This window comes from Wolbachia endosymbiont (group A) of Anoplius nigerrimus, assembly GCF_947251795.1.
Classification (GTDB): domain Bacteria; phylum Pseudomonadota; class Alphaproteobacteria; order Rickettsiales; family Anaplasmataceae; genus Wolbachia.
Genome location: NZ_OX366385.1, coordinates 126837 through 144231 on the forward strand (window position 1 = coordinate 126837; position 17395 = coordinate 144231).

A 17395-nucleotide genomic window follows, 5' to 3' on the forward strand; every position below is an offset into this window, starting at 1 on the left:
TTATTACCTGCAATATTTCATCTGCTGATATTTGGATCAATGCAGCTATAAATACCTTTTTTCTCAGTTGTAAAGTAATAGTCCCCAACTGCAAGATCAGTTACAGGCGTATGATACACACCTTCTGGAATGCTGACTATCTCTTCTATCATGCCTGACTTCTCATCTAATAGGAACATGATTCCCTTATTGCTCACAATAAATAATTTCTCATCTAGCATCGGTTTAGCATAATATGCATCTTTTAGTTTATCATTTAGTTCATCATTCACCACTAAGTTAGTACTCCAAATTATCTGACCATCAGGTATTGCAACTTTCATAACTTCATTCTTTGTGTTTACTACAAAAAATTCGTTACCATTTATATCATCGGGGTACAGCCATGGCATAACCCCACCACCACTGATATTTTTTGCTTCCACGGCCTTTAACCACAAAAGATCTCCTGATCCTATATCAATCGCAACAATGGTAGAATTGTTTGTAGCTATTAATGTGTTATTCTTTACTACTGGAGTAGTTGTGATATCTGCAAGCTGAGTGTCTAAAATATTTGTAGAAGGTAACTTATAAGACCACAACTTTTTCCCATCTTTGTCAAAAGCTACTAACTCTCCATTTGAAAATGGAACTATTAGCTTATCGTGTATAACCACAGGAGATATGTAATTTATTTGATTACTACCATTAGACATATGATAGAACCAGCTTGTATTACCATTCTCTATGTTCAGCATGTATAAATAGTTATCTACAGTCAAAATTGCTATTCTATTATTAAAAATTGTAGGGTTTCCTTTCACCAAAGACTTTAACTCCTTTTTCCACATAACTGCGTCTTCATTTATTTCATATTGTGTATTATCTCTATTTATTGCATATAGCACATTATCTATTGCTAAGTAAATTTCTCTACAATATTCACTGCAAGTAGCACTCATTCTACCAATTGTTTTATGACTACCAGATAAATCTACATCCTTCCAGTACCACCCTGTGTTGTACAATACCCCATCACCACCAATAATTAGCTCGTAACTTTCGTGTATAGGAATTGGTTGTATATAACCTTGAGAAAACTCTCTACTTGGATTATTCCACGGGTGACACCTATATTTATTTTTTATTTCTAAGCTAGGCTCTACCCCATCTTTTGCAATAACACAACTTGTGCTCAATAAGAAAGCAATAAAAAAAATGGCTAGTTTCATAAAACTTTTCTAGAAAGATCACTTTATATACACATTAAAGATACGATATATTAAACAATTTCACTATCGTTAGTTTTGATTTTAACACGAAAAACTATTTTACATTCTCACTGCGTTTATTTTCCACAATATTCCTGAATTATCCCTGAGTGGTGGTGAATGTACTTTGTACTTACGCTTATCAATAATAAAGGTATCTCCTACTACTGGCTGCAATACATCGAATATACTCACCTCCAAAATCAACATCTCCCCGACAAATTGTCCTTCACCAATTCCATATAATTTATCTGGCTGTTGCTTTAATATCTGTACCATGTATGACTTATCCTTTGACTCATACAAAGCTTGCTGTCCTAAATGTGTAAAACAATCTGCAAATAATCTTTTTATTTTTTCTTGCATACTTTACCTTTATACACTAATTTCTACATACACGCTAAGAAGGGGCATACTGGTAGAGCATTTCCACGCCTCACCACTTTGTAATTGCTCTACCAGTATTGTTATGCTGCAACGACTTTGATTAATGTTCCTGGACGGTGGCACATCGGCAAAGGGTTGGATTGGGTATGAAGGTCAGTCCCTCTATCAAATCTTCTTGGCTCTTGTTTTGCATATAATGGCTGTCCAAGGGTATTCACTGTTTCGTTAAAGTCCGCTGGGGCAAAGTAAGTAGTAAATGTATTAGCTGTACCAAGTGGAAAACAGTGTCCCGTGTCTTTTTCTATAAACCTTCTCACAATTCCTTCAGGGTCAGTTGCTTGCCCTCTGTACTCCTCAAATGTAATCCCACAGAACTGATCTCATATCGTTCCTCAGCGCTGCTCCTTCTTGCCATCTCTCGTATGCTTCTTTTACCTTGGTATGAGAAGTTAGTGCATCAAAAAACTCTGGACTTACCAAGGCATGAATCCCGGTCATATATTCACCACTTAAGTTGTCTTCAACATGCCTCAATACTTCCAGACACTTACGCTTGACATCGGTGGTTGCTGTTCCAAGTGCAAAATTTACTACTTTCGGTGTAATTTCAAATTCGTTGTAAAGATTTAACAATTCACTGCCATCTGCATCCAGAATAATCCCTTTCAACGCCCCCATCCGCAAATGTTCTAACGTTATCGCGTGCTTGTTTCTCATTAGCTGTAAATGATCCGTTATTACATCTGCCAATGCTTTCAGCTCATTCTCTGACCCAAATGCCCTTATTCCTTGCACTTCCTCAGGTAACACTACATCATCATGCGGAATATGTGGAATGGTAAAAGTTCTTATTTTCCGTTTTCCTCGTTTTCCTACTGTTGCTGGTGCTCCTGGCGTTTGTGTTGGTAATAGGCTCAAAACACCGTTTTGCTCTTCTATCGTAATATGACGAAATCTTACTGACCTACTTGGAAATAAATTTAAATTTTCTGTTCGACCATAATTTATCGGCAATATGTTTATTGCTTTCGTTAATTCCGTCATACTAAATGCCGGATTTGTAAATGGATTTTGCATTCTTTCCCCCTTTAATGCTGTTTTTAAATAGCTCGTCGGGCTTTTAAGCCCCTTTGCGGATGATGATGCCCCGTGCTTCAAGTTGCTTTATTGCTGCAGCTTTCTGCTCTTCGGTTATATTTGCTGGCCACACCACTGCATGATCAGCTAGCATCGCAATACGTGTAATGATTACTGCTTTGGTGGTTTCCGTTGCGTTTACATCACTTGTTATCACTCCTATAGCTGTCTGCGTACCATCCGTGGCTGCTAAGTTTATAATTTTAATTAGATCATCTTTATCACGACCAACAACCGTGCCAAGTTTAAGGTTCTGCCCCTTTGCTACCGTTATTTGGTCTCTTGAATATAGATTTGATGCCTCATATTTTAAAAGGTCACCTAAATTATTTCCTTCTGTTATACTTGTCATTTTTTCCCTCCTATATTTGTTACTCAAAAAAAGCTGTGTAAGTTTTTCTAAAATTTCGATGTTAAATTAAAATAAGTCTTCTAATGTGATCACATTATTGATTATATCTTTCAAGTACTGATTTTCAGTTGCTCCGTTCGCTGCAATAAGTACCCAAAATATTTGTTTCTTTGACCTAGGCTCTGTGGACAAAAAATATGAAAAGAGAGAAAAAGATGGTAGTTTAGCCTAATAGGTAAAAAATGGAGAAACTACCATATGCAATATTACATCAAAGAGGAAAATTGGAAACAAATTTTAGAGTTCATAAAAAGCGTAAAAGGAATGCACAGCAAAGATGAAAAACGTTTAAGAATATTCATAGAGGCAGTGTGGTACATAGTGCGAAGTGGTTGCCAATGGAGACTTTTACCAAAAACTTATGGTAATTACAGGAGTATACATAAGCGATTTAAAAGATGGTGTGAAAGAGATGTCTGGAAAAAATTGCTTGAATATACTAAACAAGAGCCTGATTTAGAAGTTGCTATAATCGACGGTACGATCATCCGAGCCCATCCATGTTCATCTGGATATACAAAAAACTCCAAGGATCAAGAAGCTTTAGGGAGGAGCAAAGGTGGCTTTACAACTAAAATACATGCGCTTGTCGATGCACTTGGAAATCCACTTAAATTTACTCTGACTCCTGGTCAAAGAAATGAAATTACGCAGGCACAAGTGTTGACCGAAAGTATCTATAACTCTACTGTAGTAGCTGACAAGGGCTACGATAGCAATGCCTTTGTTACAAGTCTTGAAGACAAGGGATGTACAGTAGTTATTCCGCCAAAACGGAATCGAAAAGTGCAAAGGTATTACGATGAGCATATCTACAAAGAACGTCATTTGATTGAGTGTTTTTTTGGTAAAATTAAAAATTTTAGGCGCATTTTTTCCAGATTTGATAAAACTGCTGAGGTTTTTATGGGTTTTCTCAATTTTGTTGGAGCTCTTGTATGGCTTCTCTAAAATTTTGTCCACAGAGCCTAGTCATTGTCTATTTTCAGTATTGGCGTTTTTTAAGTCTTAAACGCTGCAATTTAGCTGCTTTTAAATGCAACTAACCTTAGCTATAAATGTTTAAGAAATTTACTAGGCAGAAAAAAAGGCAAAGAAAACCCGTGGTAGCTAGTTATTACACTCTCTATTTTAAAATTTGACGTTGGGTGATGTCTTGAACGCTTTATAAGCGCGTTTCAGCTTGTACAGGTAAAAACCTAGAAATTTGATAAAGACATACGGTGCACATAGTGCAAAGAATTAAACAATAGTACGCCAAATACAAGTTTTCTTGTCATTTTAATCTGCTGCAGAGATTGCGAAGTTAAATAAAATAGCTTCAGTTTTATGATAAGGGGGCTGGCGAGGTTTGTCAAGTAAGTTTTTTCGTTTCTATTTCCAATGTTATATTGTTATGCAGGAAGTCTATTATATTTCCTTACCCATTTGCTTAACTTTCTCTCCACTTTTTCTGAGTAAGGTCACTATTGGCATGACAGACATTCATCGTAGTCAATATCTGTTTTTTGTTGCAATATTTCACTTTTTTTGAATATGTCATGCGAGACCTTATCGGCTCTCTGCATTGATTGTGATCTGCAGTAATATAAGCTCTTCAATCCTTTTTTCCAAGCAAGCATGTGTATTTTGTGCAAGTAACGTTTATGTACGTTGGCAGGTAAGAACAGATTTACTGATTGAGACTGACAAATATACGAAGTTCTATCGCTTGCATGTTCTATAATCCATCTTTGGTCAAGCTCGTACGCTGTTTTAAATGTCAGTTTTTCATGCTCACTAAGAAAATTTAAATGCTGAACGGAACCCTCGTTTGTTGAAATTGAAGACCATATTTTATCATTGTCTTGATTTTTTTCTGCTAATAGTTTTTGCAAGAATTTATTTCGCACTACAAATGAGCCTGTAAGTGTCTTTTGTATGAATACGTTTGCTGCATATGGTTCTATTCCAGGAGAGGTATTACCTGCAATAATGGAGATCGAGGCAGTAGGAGCAATAGCGAGCTTGTGTGTAAACCTTTCCATTAGATCGACTTCTTTGGCATCAAGACATGCCCCCTTTTCTTCTGCCAATTTTTTAGAAACTATATCTGCTTGCTCACGTAAATACTTAAATATTTTTTTATTCCATTGTTGTGCTATTACTGATTCAAAAGGAACCATTTTGCTTTGTAAAAATGAGTGAAAGCCCATCACGCCAAAACCAATACTACGTTCTCTGGCTGCAGAATATTTTGCTCGCTGCATTTCATTCGGTGCTTTATTTATGAAATCTTCCAATACATTATCAAGAAAGCGCATTATATCTTCTATGAAGAGTTTATTGTCTTTCCATTCTTCGTAGTACTCAAGGTTTATGGATGATAGACAACACACAGCAGTGCGTGACTTATTCAGGTGATCATAACCTGTAGTTAAAGTTATTTCACTGCATAGATTTGACATCTTGATGTCTAAGTTGAGCTTTTTGTAAGATTCTGGCTTATTGTTATTTGTTGCATCAAGGAAAATAATGTAAGGTTCTCCAGTTTCGACTCTTGCTGTTAATATTTTGATCCATATATCCCGCGCTTTTACAATTGAAATAACCTTATTGTTGTGAGGGCTTATTAAATTCCATTCTTGATCATTCTCAACAGCCTGCATAAATTTATCTGTTACTATTACAGCATGATGTATATTTAACGCTTTGCGATTTGGGTCACCGCCTGTTGGCTTGCGCAAATCCAGAAACTCTTCTATCTCCGGATGAGATACAGGAAGATAGACTGCTGAACTTCCTCGCCTTAAGGATCCCTGACTAATTGCGAGCGTTAGAGCATTTTGCACCACAATAAATGGTACAATTCCTGATGTTTTACCACTACCTTTTACACTTTCACCAATTGAACGTAAATTTCCCCAATAACTACCTATGCCTCCTCCACGTGCAGCAAGCCAAACATTTTCATTCCATAAGTCAACTATTCCCTGCAAGCTGTCTTCGGTTTCATTAAGAAAGCAAGAGATAGGCAACCCTCTCTTGGTGCCACCATTGCTGAGTATTGGTGTTGAAGGCATGAACCACAAGTTGCTCATGTAGTCATAAAGACGCTGCGCATGTTCTTTATTATCAGAATAGTAATTAGCAATACGTGCAAAGAGGTCTTGGTAGCTTTCATTTTCTATTAAATACCTGTCTGATAGAACTGCTTTTCCAAAATCGGTTAATTTGCTATCCTTTGCGTAATTAATAGTAATGTTATTCATAAAATTCCTTTTATTCTTTCATTATATATAAATACTTAAAAGCCACTTTGAGCGATTTTTAAGTTAGGTTTTTCGGATTTTCTTGTTGATGATGTAGTGCAAACAAGATACCGTCAACCTGACTGCCATATATTTTACAGTAACTCATATAACTTATCTGCATATTTATTTTTTTTGCAACATGTTGAACATAACTTTCTGAGTGACGAAAGTAGTCTCCTTTGTTTACAAAGTCAATACCTTCACCTTCCTTTCTTCTTATTAAACATATAATAACCCCTTTTTTGCTCGTAGATCTTTTTGCTAATGCCAATTCTTCTTGAAAGTCATGTAGATAATGTAGCACTTCAGCAAAGATAATTACATCATACTGCTGGTTTTTCTCTTGTTTAAGAAACTCTTTTATTTCCATATGTATTAATTCATTGTAAACAGGCTTACCTTTTATAAAGCATCCTCTTGCGATATTTAGCATTTTACTTGAAATGTCAATTCCTGTTATGTGGCTTCCAGTACTATTTATTTTCAAGAAATGACCACATATTCCAGTCCCACAACCAAGGTCAAGTATATTGAGCTCAGAAGTAGAGTTGTTGAAGATTTTTGTAATTATCATGTGTACAAGTTCATGCCCTCTATACTGTTTAGCAATCAACCAATGCTCAACAAAATATTCACCTGTGTAATCAAAATATTGTCTTATGAGGTTTTTTGGCAATTCTGTAATAGGCGCTGAGTTTGTCATTTTTTTTATATAGTAAGATGCCTCCTCGTGATCACTATCTAATTTTAGTGTCTGTGTTAAATAATTATAAGCTTTGTTAGTATTCCCTACCGCAAAATGACACCTTCCGATGTTATACCAGACTATGGGTAAATGGGGGTAAAATATGCTAATTAACCAAAATCGTAACTTTGCATCTGATATGCTACCTTTATAAAAGTGATATAAACCGATTTCAATGTTGGTATTTAACAGGTTCTTAGATTTTTTAAGAAGCACTTTCATTTCTTTATGAAGAGTATTATATTTATTCACAATGAAGTGTTTTACTTTCTTAATATTTAATACGCCAATGAGCTTAGACATACAATTTAAAGCAACGTTTTTTATAAAAGAGAGATTACTTTTCATACATTAGAAATACTCCGAATGTTCATTATCATTTTTAGGCAATTGATTTTAACATATTTTATCTTACAAAATATCTTTTTCATTAATTTTTACTGTATACATAAGTTTACCGCATATTTCTCAGATTGTACTGTTTAGAATTGCTAGTATATTGTTGTTGATAATATAAGTAAATGTTTTGTGCAAAAAGACGTTGACATATTATTTGTTAGGTTATAATATATAAAAGATTAATTTAGTTTTTAGATGTTTGACAAGTTTTATGGTAGAGATTAATTTAATCTCAATTCAATTTTAATAATATTTAACTCTGCATATTCTGCATATAGTCGGATAAATAAATTATTAAGAGCACTTGATGGATGCCTTGGCGTTAAGAGGCGATGAAGGACGTGGCAGGCTGCGATAAGCTGTGGGGAATTGTCAACAAATTTTGATCCGCAGATTTCCGAATGGGGAAACCCAACTAGCTTAGCTAGTTATTACATACTAAGTATGTAAAGCAAACTTGGTGAACTGAAATATCTAAGTAGCCAAAGGAAAAGAAATCAACCGAGATTCTGTTAGTAGTGACGAGCGAAAGCGGAAAAGGCTAGTGATTTAAGAATAAGAATTAGAATACTCTGGAAATAGTAACCATAGAAGGTGATAGTCCTGTATAAGTAGAAAGTTTTTAAATCCTTGAGTAGAGCGGGGCACGTGAAATCCTGTTTGAATATGGGGGGACCATCCTCCAAGCCTAAATACTACTTAACGACCGATAGTGAACAAGTACCGTGAGGGAAAGGTGAAAAGAACCCCGGGAGGGGAGTGAAATAGAATCTGAAATCAAGTGCTTACAAACAGTTGGAGCTCTATATCAATTTATTGATATTTAGAGTGACAGCGTACCTTTTGCATAATGGGTCAGCGAGTTAATCTATGAAGCAAGCTTAAGCCGTTAGGTGTAGGCGTAGCGAAAGCAAGTCTGAATAGGGCGTTTTAGTTTTATGGATTAGACCCGAAACCAAGTGATCTAGTCATGACCAGATTGAAGGTGTGGTAAAACACACTGGAGGATCGAACCAGTTAATGTTGCAACATTATTGGATGAGTTGTGATTAGGGGTGAAAGGCCAATCAAACTTGGAAATAGCTGGTTCTCCGCGAAATCTATTTAGGTAGAGCGTTGTATGTATGTATGTTGTTGGGGGTAGAGCACTGGATAGACTAGGGGGATTCACCGTCTTACCAAATCTAACTAAACTCCGAATACCAACAATTAATTATACAGCAGGCACACTACGGGTGCTAAGTCCGTGGTGGAAAGGGAAACAACCCAGATCACTATCTAAGGTCCCAAAATTACAGCTAAGTGGGGAAGGAAGTAGAAAAACCATTACAGCTAGGAGGTTGGCTTGGAAGCAGCCATCCTTTAAAGAAAGCGTAACAGCTCACTTGTCTAAATAAGTTTTTCTGCGCCGAAAATGTACCGGGGCTAAAGCTGTATACCGAAGATGTGAGTGCTTATTGATTTCGATCAATAGGCGCGGTAGCGGAGCGTTCCGTAAGTCTGTGAAGGTGGTTTGTGAAAACTGCTGGAGATATCGGAAGTGAGAATGCTGACATAAGTAGCGTAAAAGAGTGTGAAAAACACTCTCACCAAAAATCTAAGGGTTCCTACGTTAAGTTAATCTGCGTAGGGTTAGTCGGTTCCTAAGGCGAGTCCGTAAAGGAGTAGTCGATGGCAATTAGGTTAATATTCCTAAACCTCTTAAGTGTGAAGGGTTTCGTATTTGTATAGATCTTATTGGATTGATCTATGCTTAAAAGAAGCTCCAGGAAATAGCACTTATATTTATGAGGCCGTACCGCAAACCGACACTGGTGGATGAGTAGAGTATACTAAGGTGTTGAAAGAATGATGTTGAAGGAACTCGGCAAATTATACCTGTAACTTCGGAAGAAGGGTAACCTGCTTTTAGGCAACTATGAGTAGGTGGCACAAAATAGGGAGTAGCGACTGTTTACTAAAAACACAGGACTCTGCAAACACGTAAGTGGAAGTATAGGGTCTGACGCCTGCCCGGTGCTGGAAGGTTAATAGGAGGGGTGCAAGCTCTAAATTGAAGCCCCAGTAAACGGCGGCCGTAACACTGACGGTCCTAAGGTAGCGAAATTCCTTGTCGGGTAAGTTCCGACCCGCACGAATGGCGTAACGATTTCTCCACTGTCTCCAACATCACTTCAGCGAAATTGAATTCCCCGTGCAGATGCGGGGTACCCGCGGTTAGACGAAGAGACCCCGTGCACCTTTACTATAGCTTTACATTGCTATTAAAAGTGTGATGTGCAGGATAGGTGGGAGACTTTGAAGTTATGGCGCTAGCTATAATGGAGTCAACCTTGAGATACCACCCTTTACACTTTTGATATCTAACTATGTTTCATTATCTGGAACTAGGACATTGTATGGTGGGTAGTTTGACTGGGGCGGTCGCCTCCTAAAAAGTAACGGAGGCGTGCGAAGGTAAGCTAGAGCTGGTCGGAAATCAGCTTGATAGTATAATGGCATAAGCTTGCCTGACTGCGAGGCTGACAAGCCAAGCAGAGACGGAAGTCGGTCATAGTGATCCGGTGATTCTGTATGGAAGGGTCATCGCTCAACGGATAAAAGGTACGCCGGGGATAACAGGCTGATGGTGTTCGAGCGTTCATAGCGACGACACCGTTTGGCACCTCGATGTCGACTCATTACATCCTGGGGCTGAAGAAGGTCCCAAGGGTTCGGCTGTTCGCCGATTAAAGTGATACGTGAGTTGGGTTTAGAACGTCGTGAGACAGTTCGGTTTCTATCTGCCGTGGGTGAAGGAAATTTGAGAAGGTCTGACTCTAGTACGAGAGGACCGAGATGGATATACCTCTGGTGTACCAGCTGTTATGCCAATAGCATCGCTGGGTGGCTATGTATAGATGGGATAATTGCTGAAAGCATATAAGCAAGAAACCCTCTTCAAAAAGATTTCCCAATTAAGGCCGTGGAAGACTACCACGTTGATAGGCTAGGTGTGGAAGCATGGTAACATGTGAAGCTAACTAGTACTAATAGCCTGATTGATTTATTTGCTTTCTATATGTGTGTATGCAGTGTTAAATATTAAGTTAAAATTGTTAAGTTAGAAATTTTTATTGACTTGGTGGCTATAGCAAAAATGAACCACCCGATCTCATCTCGAACTCGGAAGTGAAACTTTTTAGCGCTGATGGTACTTGAAAAGGGAGAGTAGGTCGCCGCCAAGTTTATAAAAATTTCTTTTTATCGCCTTTTAATAATTCTTTTATTACAAGAAGTCGCTTCTATATTCAAATCTAATAATTGTGGTCTAGGCTTATTCTTATTCTGCTCTAAGTATTGACTTTGCTCAAATGCTAATTCCCATTGTGTACGATAACTAGATTCTTTATATTCATAAAAATCTTCTTTAACATTATTTATATTGAGATTTTTATCTTGTTCTTTTCTACTCTCTACCATTAAACACCCACACCCGTTAATTTATTTTAAAAATTTTACTTATGTTATCATAAAAAATATAGTTGTAAATACCTTAATTGAGATTTTTTTTTATTTTATCTTTTTTAAGCAAATAGTTAGATCTTTTTGTAAGTTTTTATAACTTGCTTGCATAATGTTTCTATGAGTTAGTATTATGTAGTAGTGCCCTATATTGCTTATATTTAAAATGCTAATTCTAGCAAGTATTCGTAATTGCCTTTTTATTTTATTTCTTTTTGCTGCTTTTCCGGCTTTTTTACTGATAGCCAGACCTACTCTAATAGCATGAATGTACTTTTCAGGTTCTCTTTCTTTTATAGCGTACAGTGATATATAAAGCCCACGATAAAAAAGACTGCTAAGTGCTAACTTATTTTTGAAAGCAAAGGAAAAATCTTTTTTTTTATACTTACTATGCGCATAATTTGTTACACCCTAATGAACGGCGCTTATTAAGGATTTTTCTTCCAGCTCTTGTTGCCATACGTGAACGAAATCCATGTCTGCGCTTTCTTATCAAATTTTTTGGTTGAAATGTTCTCTTCATTGTTTTTATATTAATATAATTATTTATTTTAAATTGTTTTACTTTATTGTCAAATGATGGTGAACTTGTATGACATTTTCGTAGAATAAAATTTGATGTATGGGAAAATGAATTCGGTGATAGTCATACCTGTCCTACTAATCCTTTTATTTTGTTTTAGTAGGTTTCAAGAAGTAAATAAGGTTAAACCTTATCTATATCTTAGTTGTGTATGGATGCTAACTTGGTTGTTAGTACTCTATAATAATTGTTTTGTAACTTTTATTTCTATAGCATTACTTTTTTTCATGCTTGCTTTTATCTTTAAAAATAAAAGAAATAAGATAATAAAACTTTCGTTATTTGTGGCTTTGGCCATATCATTTTTTATCACTTTATTTATAATGCTGTCTATTTTTATTCAATCCATTAGTTTTTTTAATAAAGTAGCTATTTCAGAATTCTTGTTTTGCTTGAAATGGGGCCACAATGTAGTCACTATCAATGAAGAGAAGATAGGATATTTTGGTATAGCGCCGCTTTTAGTTGGTACATTACTTATAACTATTATAGCAATGTTAGTTGTCGTTCCGCTTGGTTTATTTTCTGCAATATATATTAGTGAATATGCGAGTGAGAAAGTGCGTTATATTGTTAATACAACTTTGCAAGTTTTGTCTGCTATTCCTACGGTTGTATATGGATATTTCGCGGTTGTGTTTTTGTCTTTCTTTATAAAGCAGGTAGCAAATTTTTTTGGTTTAAGTATACACTCAGAAAGTGCCTTAGTTGCCGGTTTATCGATTGGGATAATGATTCTTCCTTTTATTATTTCTTTACTCGAAGATGCCATAAGATCTGTTCCAAAAAGCTTGCGTTATGGCTTCATGGCACTTGGTGCAACTCCAGCGGAAACTATATGGCATATAACAATACCTTATGCAATGCCTACAATTTTAAGTGCAATTTTATTGTCAATTTCAAGAGTGATAGGTGAAACAATGATTGTGCTAATGGCTGTGGGAATCAACGCAAATTTGACTTTTAACCCTCTTAATTCAGTTACTACCATTACCGTGCAGATCGCTACATTACTTACCGGAGATCAGGATTTCAATAGTGTACAAACTCTTGCTGCTTATGCGCTTAGTTTAGTATTGTTTATTATTACTTGGCTATTAAATGCATTTGCATTGTTTGTAATGAAGCGTAACTAGTAAGCGTTTTAATGTTGCAAAATTTCTATTAATAATATAAAATTTATTTTCTTTAGAAGTTCTTTTATGGAATTATAGTGTTAGGTGATAAAAATAAAGAGATGAATATAGGTAGAGCGATTAAGGTAACTCAAGCAGTTGTTGATATAAAATTTGAAGGTGAATTGCCTAAAATATTTAATGCTTTAAAAAGCAAACTAAAATATAAGGATAAGGAGCTGGTTTTAGAAGTTTCGCAGCATATAGGTGACAATATAGTTCGTTGTATTGCTATGGATAGCACAGATGGTATGTCAAGGGGGGATGAATTTGTTGATACAGGTGCACCAATATCGGTGCCAATTGGGCGTTCAACTTTAGGAAGGATTTTTAATATTGTTGGAGAGCTTATAGATGAGTGTGGTCCACTGAAGGGAAAATATAACTTAGAGCCTATACACAGAGCACCTCCAAGTTTTACTGAACAGAGAATACAGGAAGAAGTTTTAGTTACGGGAATAAAAGTTATAGATCTTCTTGCACCTTATCTTAAAGGAGGAAAAATTGGCTTATTTGGTGGAGCCGGTGTTGGTAAAACAGTCCTGATAATGGAATTAATTAATAATATAGCAAAAGCTCATAAAGGATTTTCTGTGTTTGCCGGGGTAGGGGAGAGAACGCGTGAAGGTAACGATCTTTATCACGAGATGATCACTTCAAATGTAATAAATATAAATGAGCATGAAAAATCTCAAGCTGTTTTGGTTTATGGTCAGATGAATGAGCCTCCTGGAGCAAGGGCTAGAGTTGCTTTAACAGCACTTACTATGGCAGAATATTTCCGTGATAAGGAAAATCAAGATGTTCTATTTTTTGTGGATAATATCTTCCGTTTTACACAAGCTGGTTCTGAAATTTCTGCTTTACTTGGAAGAATACCGTCAGCTGTTGGTTATCAGCCAACCCTTGCAACTGATATGGGTGCAATGCAAGAAAGAATAGCTTCAACAACTTCTGGTTCTATTACTTCTGTGCAAGCTATATATGTTCCTGCAGACGATTTAACTGATCCAGCTCCAGCAACTATATTCTCTCATCTTGATGCCACCACAGTGTTATCAAGGCAAATAGCTGAAATGGGAATATACCCTGCTGTTGATCCACTTGATTCAACTTCTCAGTCTTTATCTGCTGAAATCATTGGTGAAGAACATTATAAGGTAGCTTCTGAGGTGAAACGTATATTGCAAACTTATAAATCACTGCAAGATATTATCGCAATACTTGGTATGGATGAGCTATCTGATGAAGATAAAATTATTGTTGATAGGGCTCGTAAGATTCAGAAATTTCTTTCTCAACCTTTTCACGTTGCAGAAATATTTACTGGCATGCCTGGTAAATTTGTTTCACTTTCTGATACTGTTTCCAGTTTTAAAGGGATTGTTGAAGGCAAATATGATCACTTACCAGAGGCCGCTTTTTATATGGTGGGGAATATAGATGAAGCAATAAAAAAGGCTGAATTAATACAAGCTGAAGCTAAGTAAAAGTTAAAGATTATGAATACTTTTAAAGTGCAATTTTTCTCTCCTGATGATCAAATTTCATTCAGTGGAGTGGTTTCTCTTTCAGTAACTGGGCTCGAAGGGGAGCTTATGATTTTAGCTCACCATGCTCCTTACTTAATTTATTTATTGCCTGGTATGATTACTGTTAAAATGAGTAACCAAACAGAAAAGAAGGTTGTAATTGATAGTGGCATATTAGAAGTTGCAAGTAATAATTGTAGCATTATAACAAGTCAAATTCAGGTTTTTGATCGTGCAATTCATGATGAGAAATCGTTTAAAAATAAGAGAATTAGTATATATTTAAGTTATCTTGATGAGAAGTTTCTTTCTTAGTTATTTTAGGCAAAAAGTCAATTATCATTCAAGTGGCTATAAGATTTTTGCTCAGGGGGCTCTTTTTTTGTCATCCCAGTGCGTGACACTGGGATCCAGAAATTTTGACAACTGGATCCTATGGTCAAGTTCACTGCTATACGAACGTTGCATCTTTGAAGGCAAAAGTACAAAAAATGGCGTCATCCAAGTGCTTTTTTTCTGTCATCCAGTATTCTCTTCCCTGTCATCCCAGTGTTCACCTTTGTCATCCCAGTGCGTGACACTGGGATCTAGGTGTAAAAATATTTGTAAATCATGCAATTGGCCGGGGATTCTAGGAACATATGTCGAAAACAATTTCTATGATGAAATAGGCTGGATTCCAGTGTCAAGCACTGGAATGACACCTTGCCTTACTGAACGTTCGTACAGTTCTGTAGCGGACACTGGGATAACACCATTTTTGTACTTTTGCCTTCAAAGATGACAATGTTTTGTAAAGATAGTTTTTTAATAGGAGATTAATATGGAAATTTTTCTTGATAGCGTTGATTTAAATGAAATTAAAGAACTAAGGGAGTTCATTGACGGCATAACAACTAATCCTTCTTTAATAGCGAAGTCCGGGCGTAAAGATAAATACGAGGATTTAGTGCGTGAAATATGCTCTATTATAAATGGACCTGTTAGTGTTGAAGTTGTTGCAGATAGCCGTGAAGAGATGGTTAAAGAAGGCCTTAAGTTAGCGAAAATCGCTGATAATGTTGTGGTAAAATTGCCCCTTACATATGAAGGATTAATTTCTTGTAAAAAGTTGTGGACAGAGCATAAAATACCTGTTAACATCACATTATGTTTTTCTCCTGGACAAGCACTGCTTGCCGCTAAGGTCGGTGCTTGTTTTATTTCTCCCTTTGTTGGTCGCCTTGATGATATAAGCTATGATGGTTTATCGCTAATAGAAGATATATGTACTATATATTCTAATTACGGTTTTGATACTAAAGTTCTTGTTGCATCAGTGAGAAGCCCAGCACATGTAATAGAAGCTGCAAGGATTGGCGCTGGTTCAATTACTGTTCCAGCAAAAGTACTTAGACAATTAATTAATCACCCACTTACTGACCAAGGGCTAGCAATATTTGAAAAAGACTGGGGTGCAAAATAATAAGCGGTCACTACTCTGAATCGGTTGACAAATTGGACGCTTGATAAGCGTAATTTGGAGCTTCTTGTGTAATGACTACATCATGAGCATGACTCTCTCTTAGTCCTGATGCAGTAATAGTAACAAATTTACAATTTTTTTTCATCTCTTCTATATTCCTATTACCAGTATACCCCATTGCAGCTTGCAATCCGCCAATCAACTGATGGATTACTCCTGAAGCTGGACCTTTAAATGGAACTCTTCCTTCTACTCCTTGTGGAACTAATTTAAGTTTTGAGTCTTTATCTTGAAAATAACGGCTAGCTGAACCTCGTTTCATTGCACTAATAGATCCCATTCCTCGATAGCCTTTATATGCTCTGCCCTTATACATGATAATCTCACCTGGGCTTTCGTCAGTGCCAGCAAAAATCGAACCAATCATCACAGAGTCAGCACCAGCTGCAATAGCTTTTGCAACATCTCCTGAGTATTTTACCCCACCATCAGCAATTAGTCTGACGTTTCTTGCTCTACACGCCTCTGCAACATTCTTGATTGCAGAGAATTGTGGCACACCAACACCTGTAACTATTCTGGTTGTACAGATTGATCCTGGTCCTATTCCGACCTTCACTGCATCAATACCCGCATCAATCAACGCTTCAGCAGCCTCCTTTGTTGCAATGTTTCCGCCAATTAATTGCGTATTAGGATACATCTTTTTTATTTCCCTAATGGTATTGATAACGTTTTCGGAATGACCGTGAGCAGTATCCACAACAACTACATCAACTTCTTCTCCGATCAAAGCTTCACATCTTTCTATACCATCTTTTTTACCAGTGCCAATTGCAGCGGCAACTCTGAGCCGTCCTTTACTGTCTTTACATGAATTTGGGTATCTATTGTATTTTTCAATGTCTTTAACCGTAATTAAACCTATACAACAAGAATTTTCATCTACGACCAAAAGCTTTTCTATTCTATTTTCATGCAACAATTTCATTGCTGAGGCACTATTCACTCCCTGCTCCCGCACTGTCACTAACTTATCTTTTGTCATCACTTCGGAAACTTTTACATTCATGTTCTGGTCTTCAATAAACCTCACATCTCGGTTAGTTAAAATTCCAACTAACTTGAGTTGATTGACTACAGGAATGCCAGAATAATTGTGCTCTCTCATTAATGAAATTGCTTCCGCAACTGTTTTATTCGGTGAAATCGTGATTGGATTATACACGATCCAACTTTCATATTTTTTCACCCTTCTTACTTCTAAAACTTGTTCATCTATTGATAAATTCTTATGTATGCAACCTATCCCTCCATGTTGGGCAATAGCTATTGCAAAGCCCGATTCAGTAACAGTATCCATTGCAGAGGATATGAGAGGGATATTTAGTTCTATATTATTTGTTAAATAAGTTTTTGTATCTGCATCGCAAGGCAATATATTAGAATAGGCTGGCAAAAGAAGTATATCGTCAAACGAATAACAAGCTTCCATTTTTTTCATAGG

Annotated in this window: 13 protein-coding genes, 2 rRNA genes and 2 pseudogenes; 7 read left to right on the forward strand and 10 right to left on the reverse strand. The window is 36.4% G+C overall.

The window, feature by feature from the left end; translation table 11 throughout:
* Nucleotides 1-17: 17 nt before the first annotated feature.
* The 4 genes and pseudogenes from OPR26_RS00725 to OPR26_RS00740 all read right to left on the reverse strand — a co-directional run bounded on the left by OPR26_RS00725 (nucleotide 18) and on the right by OPR26_RS00740 (nucleotide 3129).
* Entirely contained in the window at nucleotides 18-1181 is a 1164-nt protein-coding gene (locus OPR26_RS00725) for a PQQ-like beta-propeller repeat protein (protein WP_265015950.1), read from the reverse strand.
* A gap of 132 nt (nucleotides 1182-1313) precedes the next feature.
* Complete coding sequence (locus OPR26_RS00730) at nucleotides 1314-1619, reverse strand: head-tail joining protein (protein ID WP_265015951.1); 306 nt, start codon at nucleotides 1617-1619, stop codon at nucleotides 1314-1316.
* Between the two features lie 101 nt (nucleotides 1620-1720).
* Nucleotides 1721-2717 (reverse strand): annotated as a pseudogene (locus OPR26_RS00735) (major capsid protein).
* Between the two features lie 43 nt (nucleotides 2718-2760).
* The gene (locus OPR26_RS00740; protein WP_265015952.1) at nucleotides 2761-3129 is read right to left on the reverse strand and encodes a head decoration protein; all 369 of its coding nucleotides are present in this window, start codon (nucleotides 3127-3129) and stop codon (nucleotides 2761-2763) included.
* Nucleotides 3130-3387: 258 nt separating this feature from the next.
* Between OPR26_RS00740 and OPR26_RS00745 the strand changes: the two genes are divergently transcribed.
* The gene (locus OPR26_RS00745) at nucleotides 3388-4140 is read left to right on the forward strand and encodes an IS5 family transposase (RefSeq protein ID WP_264702259.1); all 753 of its coding nucleotides are present in this window, start codon (nucleotides 3388-3390) and stop codon (nucleotides 4138-4140) included.
* Nucleotides 4141-4655: 515 nt separating this feature from the next.
* On the opposite strand, the gene OPR26_RS00750 is transcribed toward OPR26_RS00745, so the two are convergent.
* On the reverse strand, nucleotides 4656-6440 hold the full coding sequence (locus OPR26_RS00750; protein ID WP_265015953.1) for a ribonucleoside-diphosphate reductase subunit alpha: 1785 nt from the start codon (nucleotides 6438-6440) through the stop codon (nucleotides 4656-4658).
* 58 nt (nucleotides 6441-6498) lie between these two features.
* The gene (locus tag OPR26_RS00755; RefSeq protein WP_265015954.1) at nucleotides 6499-7575 is read right to left on the reverse strand and encodes a methyltransferase domain-containing protein; all 1077 of its coding nucleotides are present in this window, start codon (nucleotides 7573-7575) and stop codon (nucleotides 6499-6501) included.
* Nucleotides 7576-7910: 335 nt separating this feature from the next.
* On the opposite strand from OPR26_RS00755, the gene OPR26_RS00760 reads away from it, so the two are divergent.
* Nucleotides 7911-10680: ribosomal RNA gene (locus OPR26_RS00760) — 23S ribosomal RNA — on the forward strand.
* Nucleotides 10681-10746: 66 nt separating this feature from the next.
* A 5S ribosomal RNA gene (gene rrf / locus OPR26_RS00765) occupies nucleotides 10747-10853 on the forward strand.
* 16 nt (nucleotides 10854-10869) lie between these two features.
* Here rrf and OPR26_RS00770 read toward each other — a convergent pair.
* From OPR26_RS00770 to rpmH, 3 genes and pseudogenes are all read right to left on the reverse strand, one after another.
* The gene (locus tag OPR26_RS00770) at nucleotides 10870-11088 is read right to left on the reverse strand and encodes a hypothetical protein (RefSeq protein ID WP_253301991.1); all 219 of its coding nucleotides are present in this window, start codon (nucleotides 11086-11088) and stop codon (nucleotides 10870-10872) included.
* A 90-nt stretch (nucleotides 11089-11178) separates the two neighbouring features.
* Nucleotides 11179-11454: pseudogene (gene rnpA, locus OPR26_RS00775) on the reverse strand (ribonuclease P protein component); the annotation flags it as partial.
* 67 nt (nucleotides 11455-11521) lie between these two features.
* Nucleotides 11522-11656: a 50S ribosomal protein L34 gene (rpmH, locus tag OPR26_RS00780; RefSeq protein WP_253301990.1), complete on the reverse strand. Its 135-nt coding sequence runs from the start codon at nucleotides 11654-11656 to the stop codon at nucleotides 11522-11524.
* Between the two features lie 107 nt (nucleotides 11657-11763).
* Here rpmH and pstC point away from each other — a divergent pair, with 107 nt between their 5' ends.
* The 4 genes from pstC (at nucleotide 11764) to fsa (ending at nucleotide 15888) form a co-directional block, all read left to right on the forward strand.
* Nucleotides 11764-12852 (forward strand): phosphate ABC transporter permease subunit PstC, encoded by a 1089-nt coding sequence (gene pstC, locus OPR26_RS00785; protein ID WP_265016248.1) that lies wholly within the window; start codon nucleotides 11764-11766, stop codon nucleotides 12850-12852.
* Nucleotides 12853-12953: 101 nt separating this feature from the next.
* Complete coding sequence (atpD, locus tag OPR26_RS00790) at nucleotides 12954-14381, forward strand: F0F1 ATP synthase subunit beta (protein ID WP_265016249.1); 1428 nt, start codon at nucleotides 12954-12956, stop codon at nucleotides 14379-14381.
* A gap of 12 nt (nucleotides 14382-14393) precedes the next feature.
* Nucleotides 14394-14738, forward strand: a complete 345-nt coding sequence (locus tag OPR26_RS00795) for a F0F1 ATP synthase subunit epsilon (protein WP_265015955.1) — start codon at nucleotides 14394-14396, stop codon at nucleotides 14736-14738.
* Between the two features lie 508 nt (nucleotides 14739-15246).
* Complete coding sequence (gene fsa / locus OPR26_RS00800) at nucleotides 15247-15888, forward strand: fructose-6-phosphate aldolase (RefSeq protein WP_265015956.1); 642 nt, start codon at nucleotides 15247-15249, stop codon at nucleotides 15886-15888.
* 10 nt (nucleotides 15889-15898) lie between these two features.
* On the opposite strand, the gene guaB is transcribed toward fsa, so the two are convergent.
* Nucleotides 15899-17392, reverse strand: a complete 1494-nt coding sequence (guaB, locus tag OPR26_RS00805) for an IMP dehydrogenase (protein ID WP_265015957.1) — start codon at nucleotides 17390-17392, stop codon at nucleotides 15899-15901.
* Nucleotides 17393-17395 lie beyond the last annotated feature (3 nt).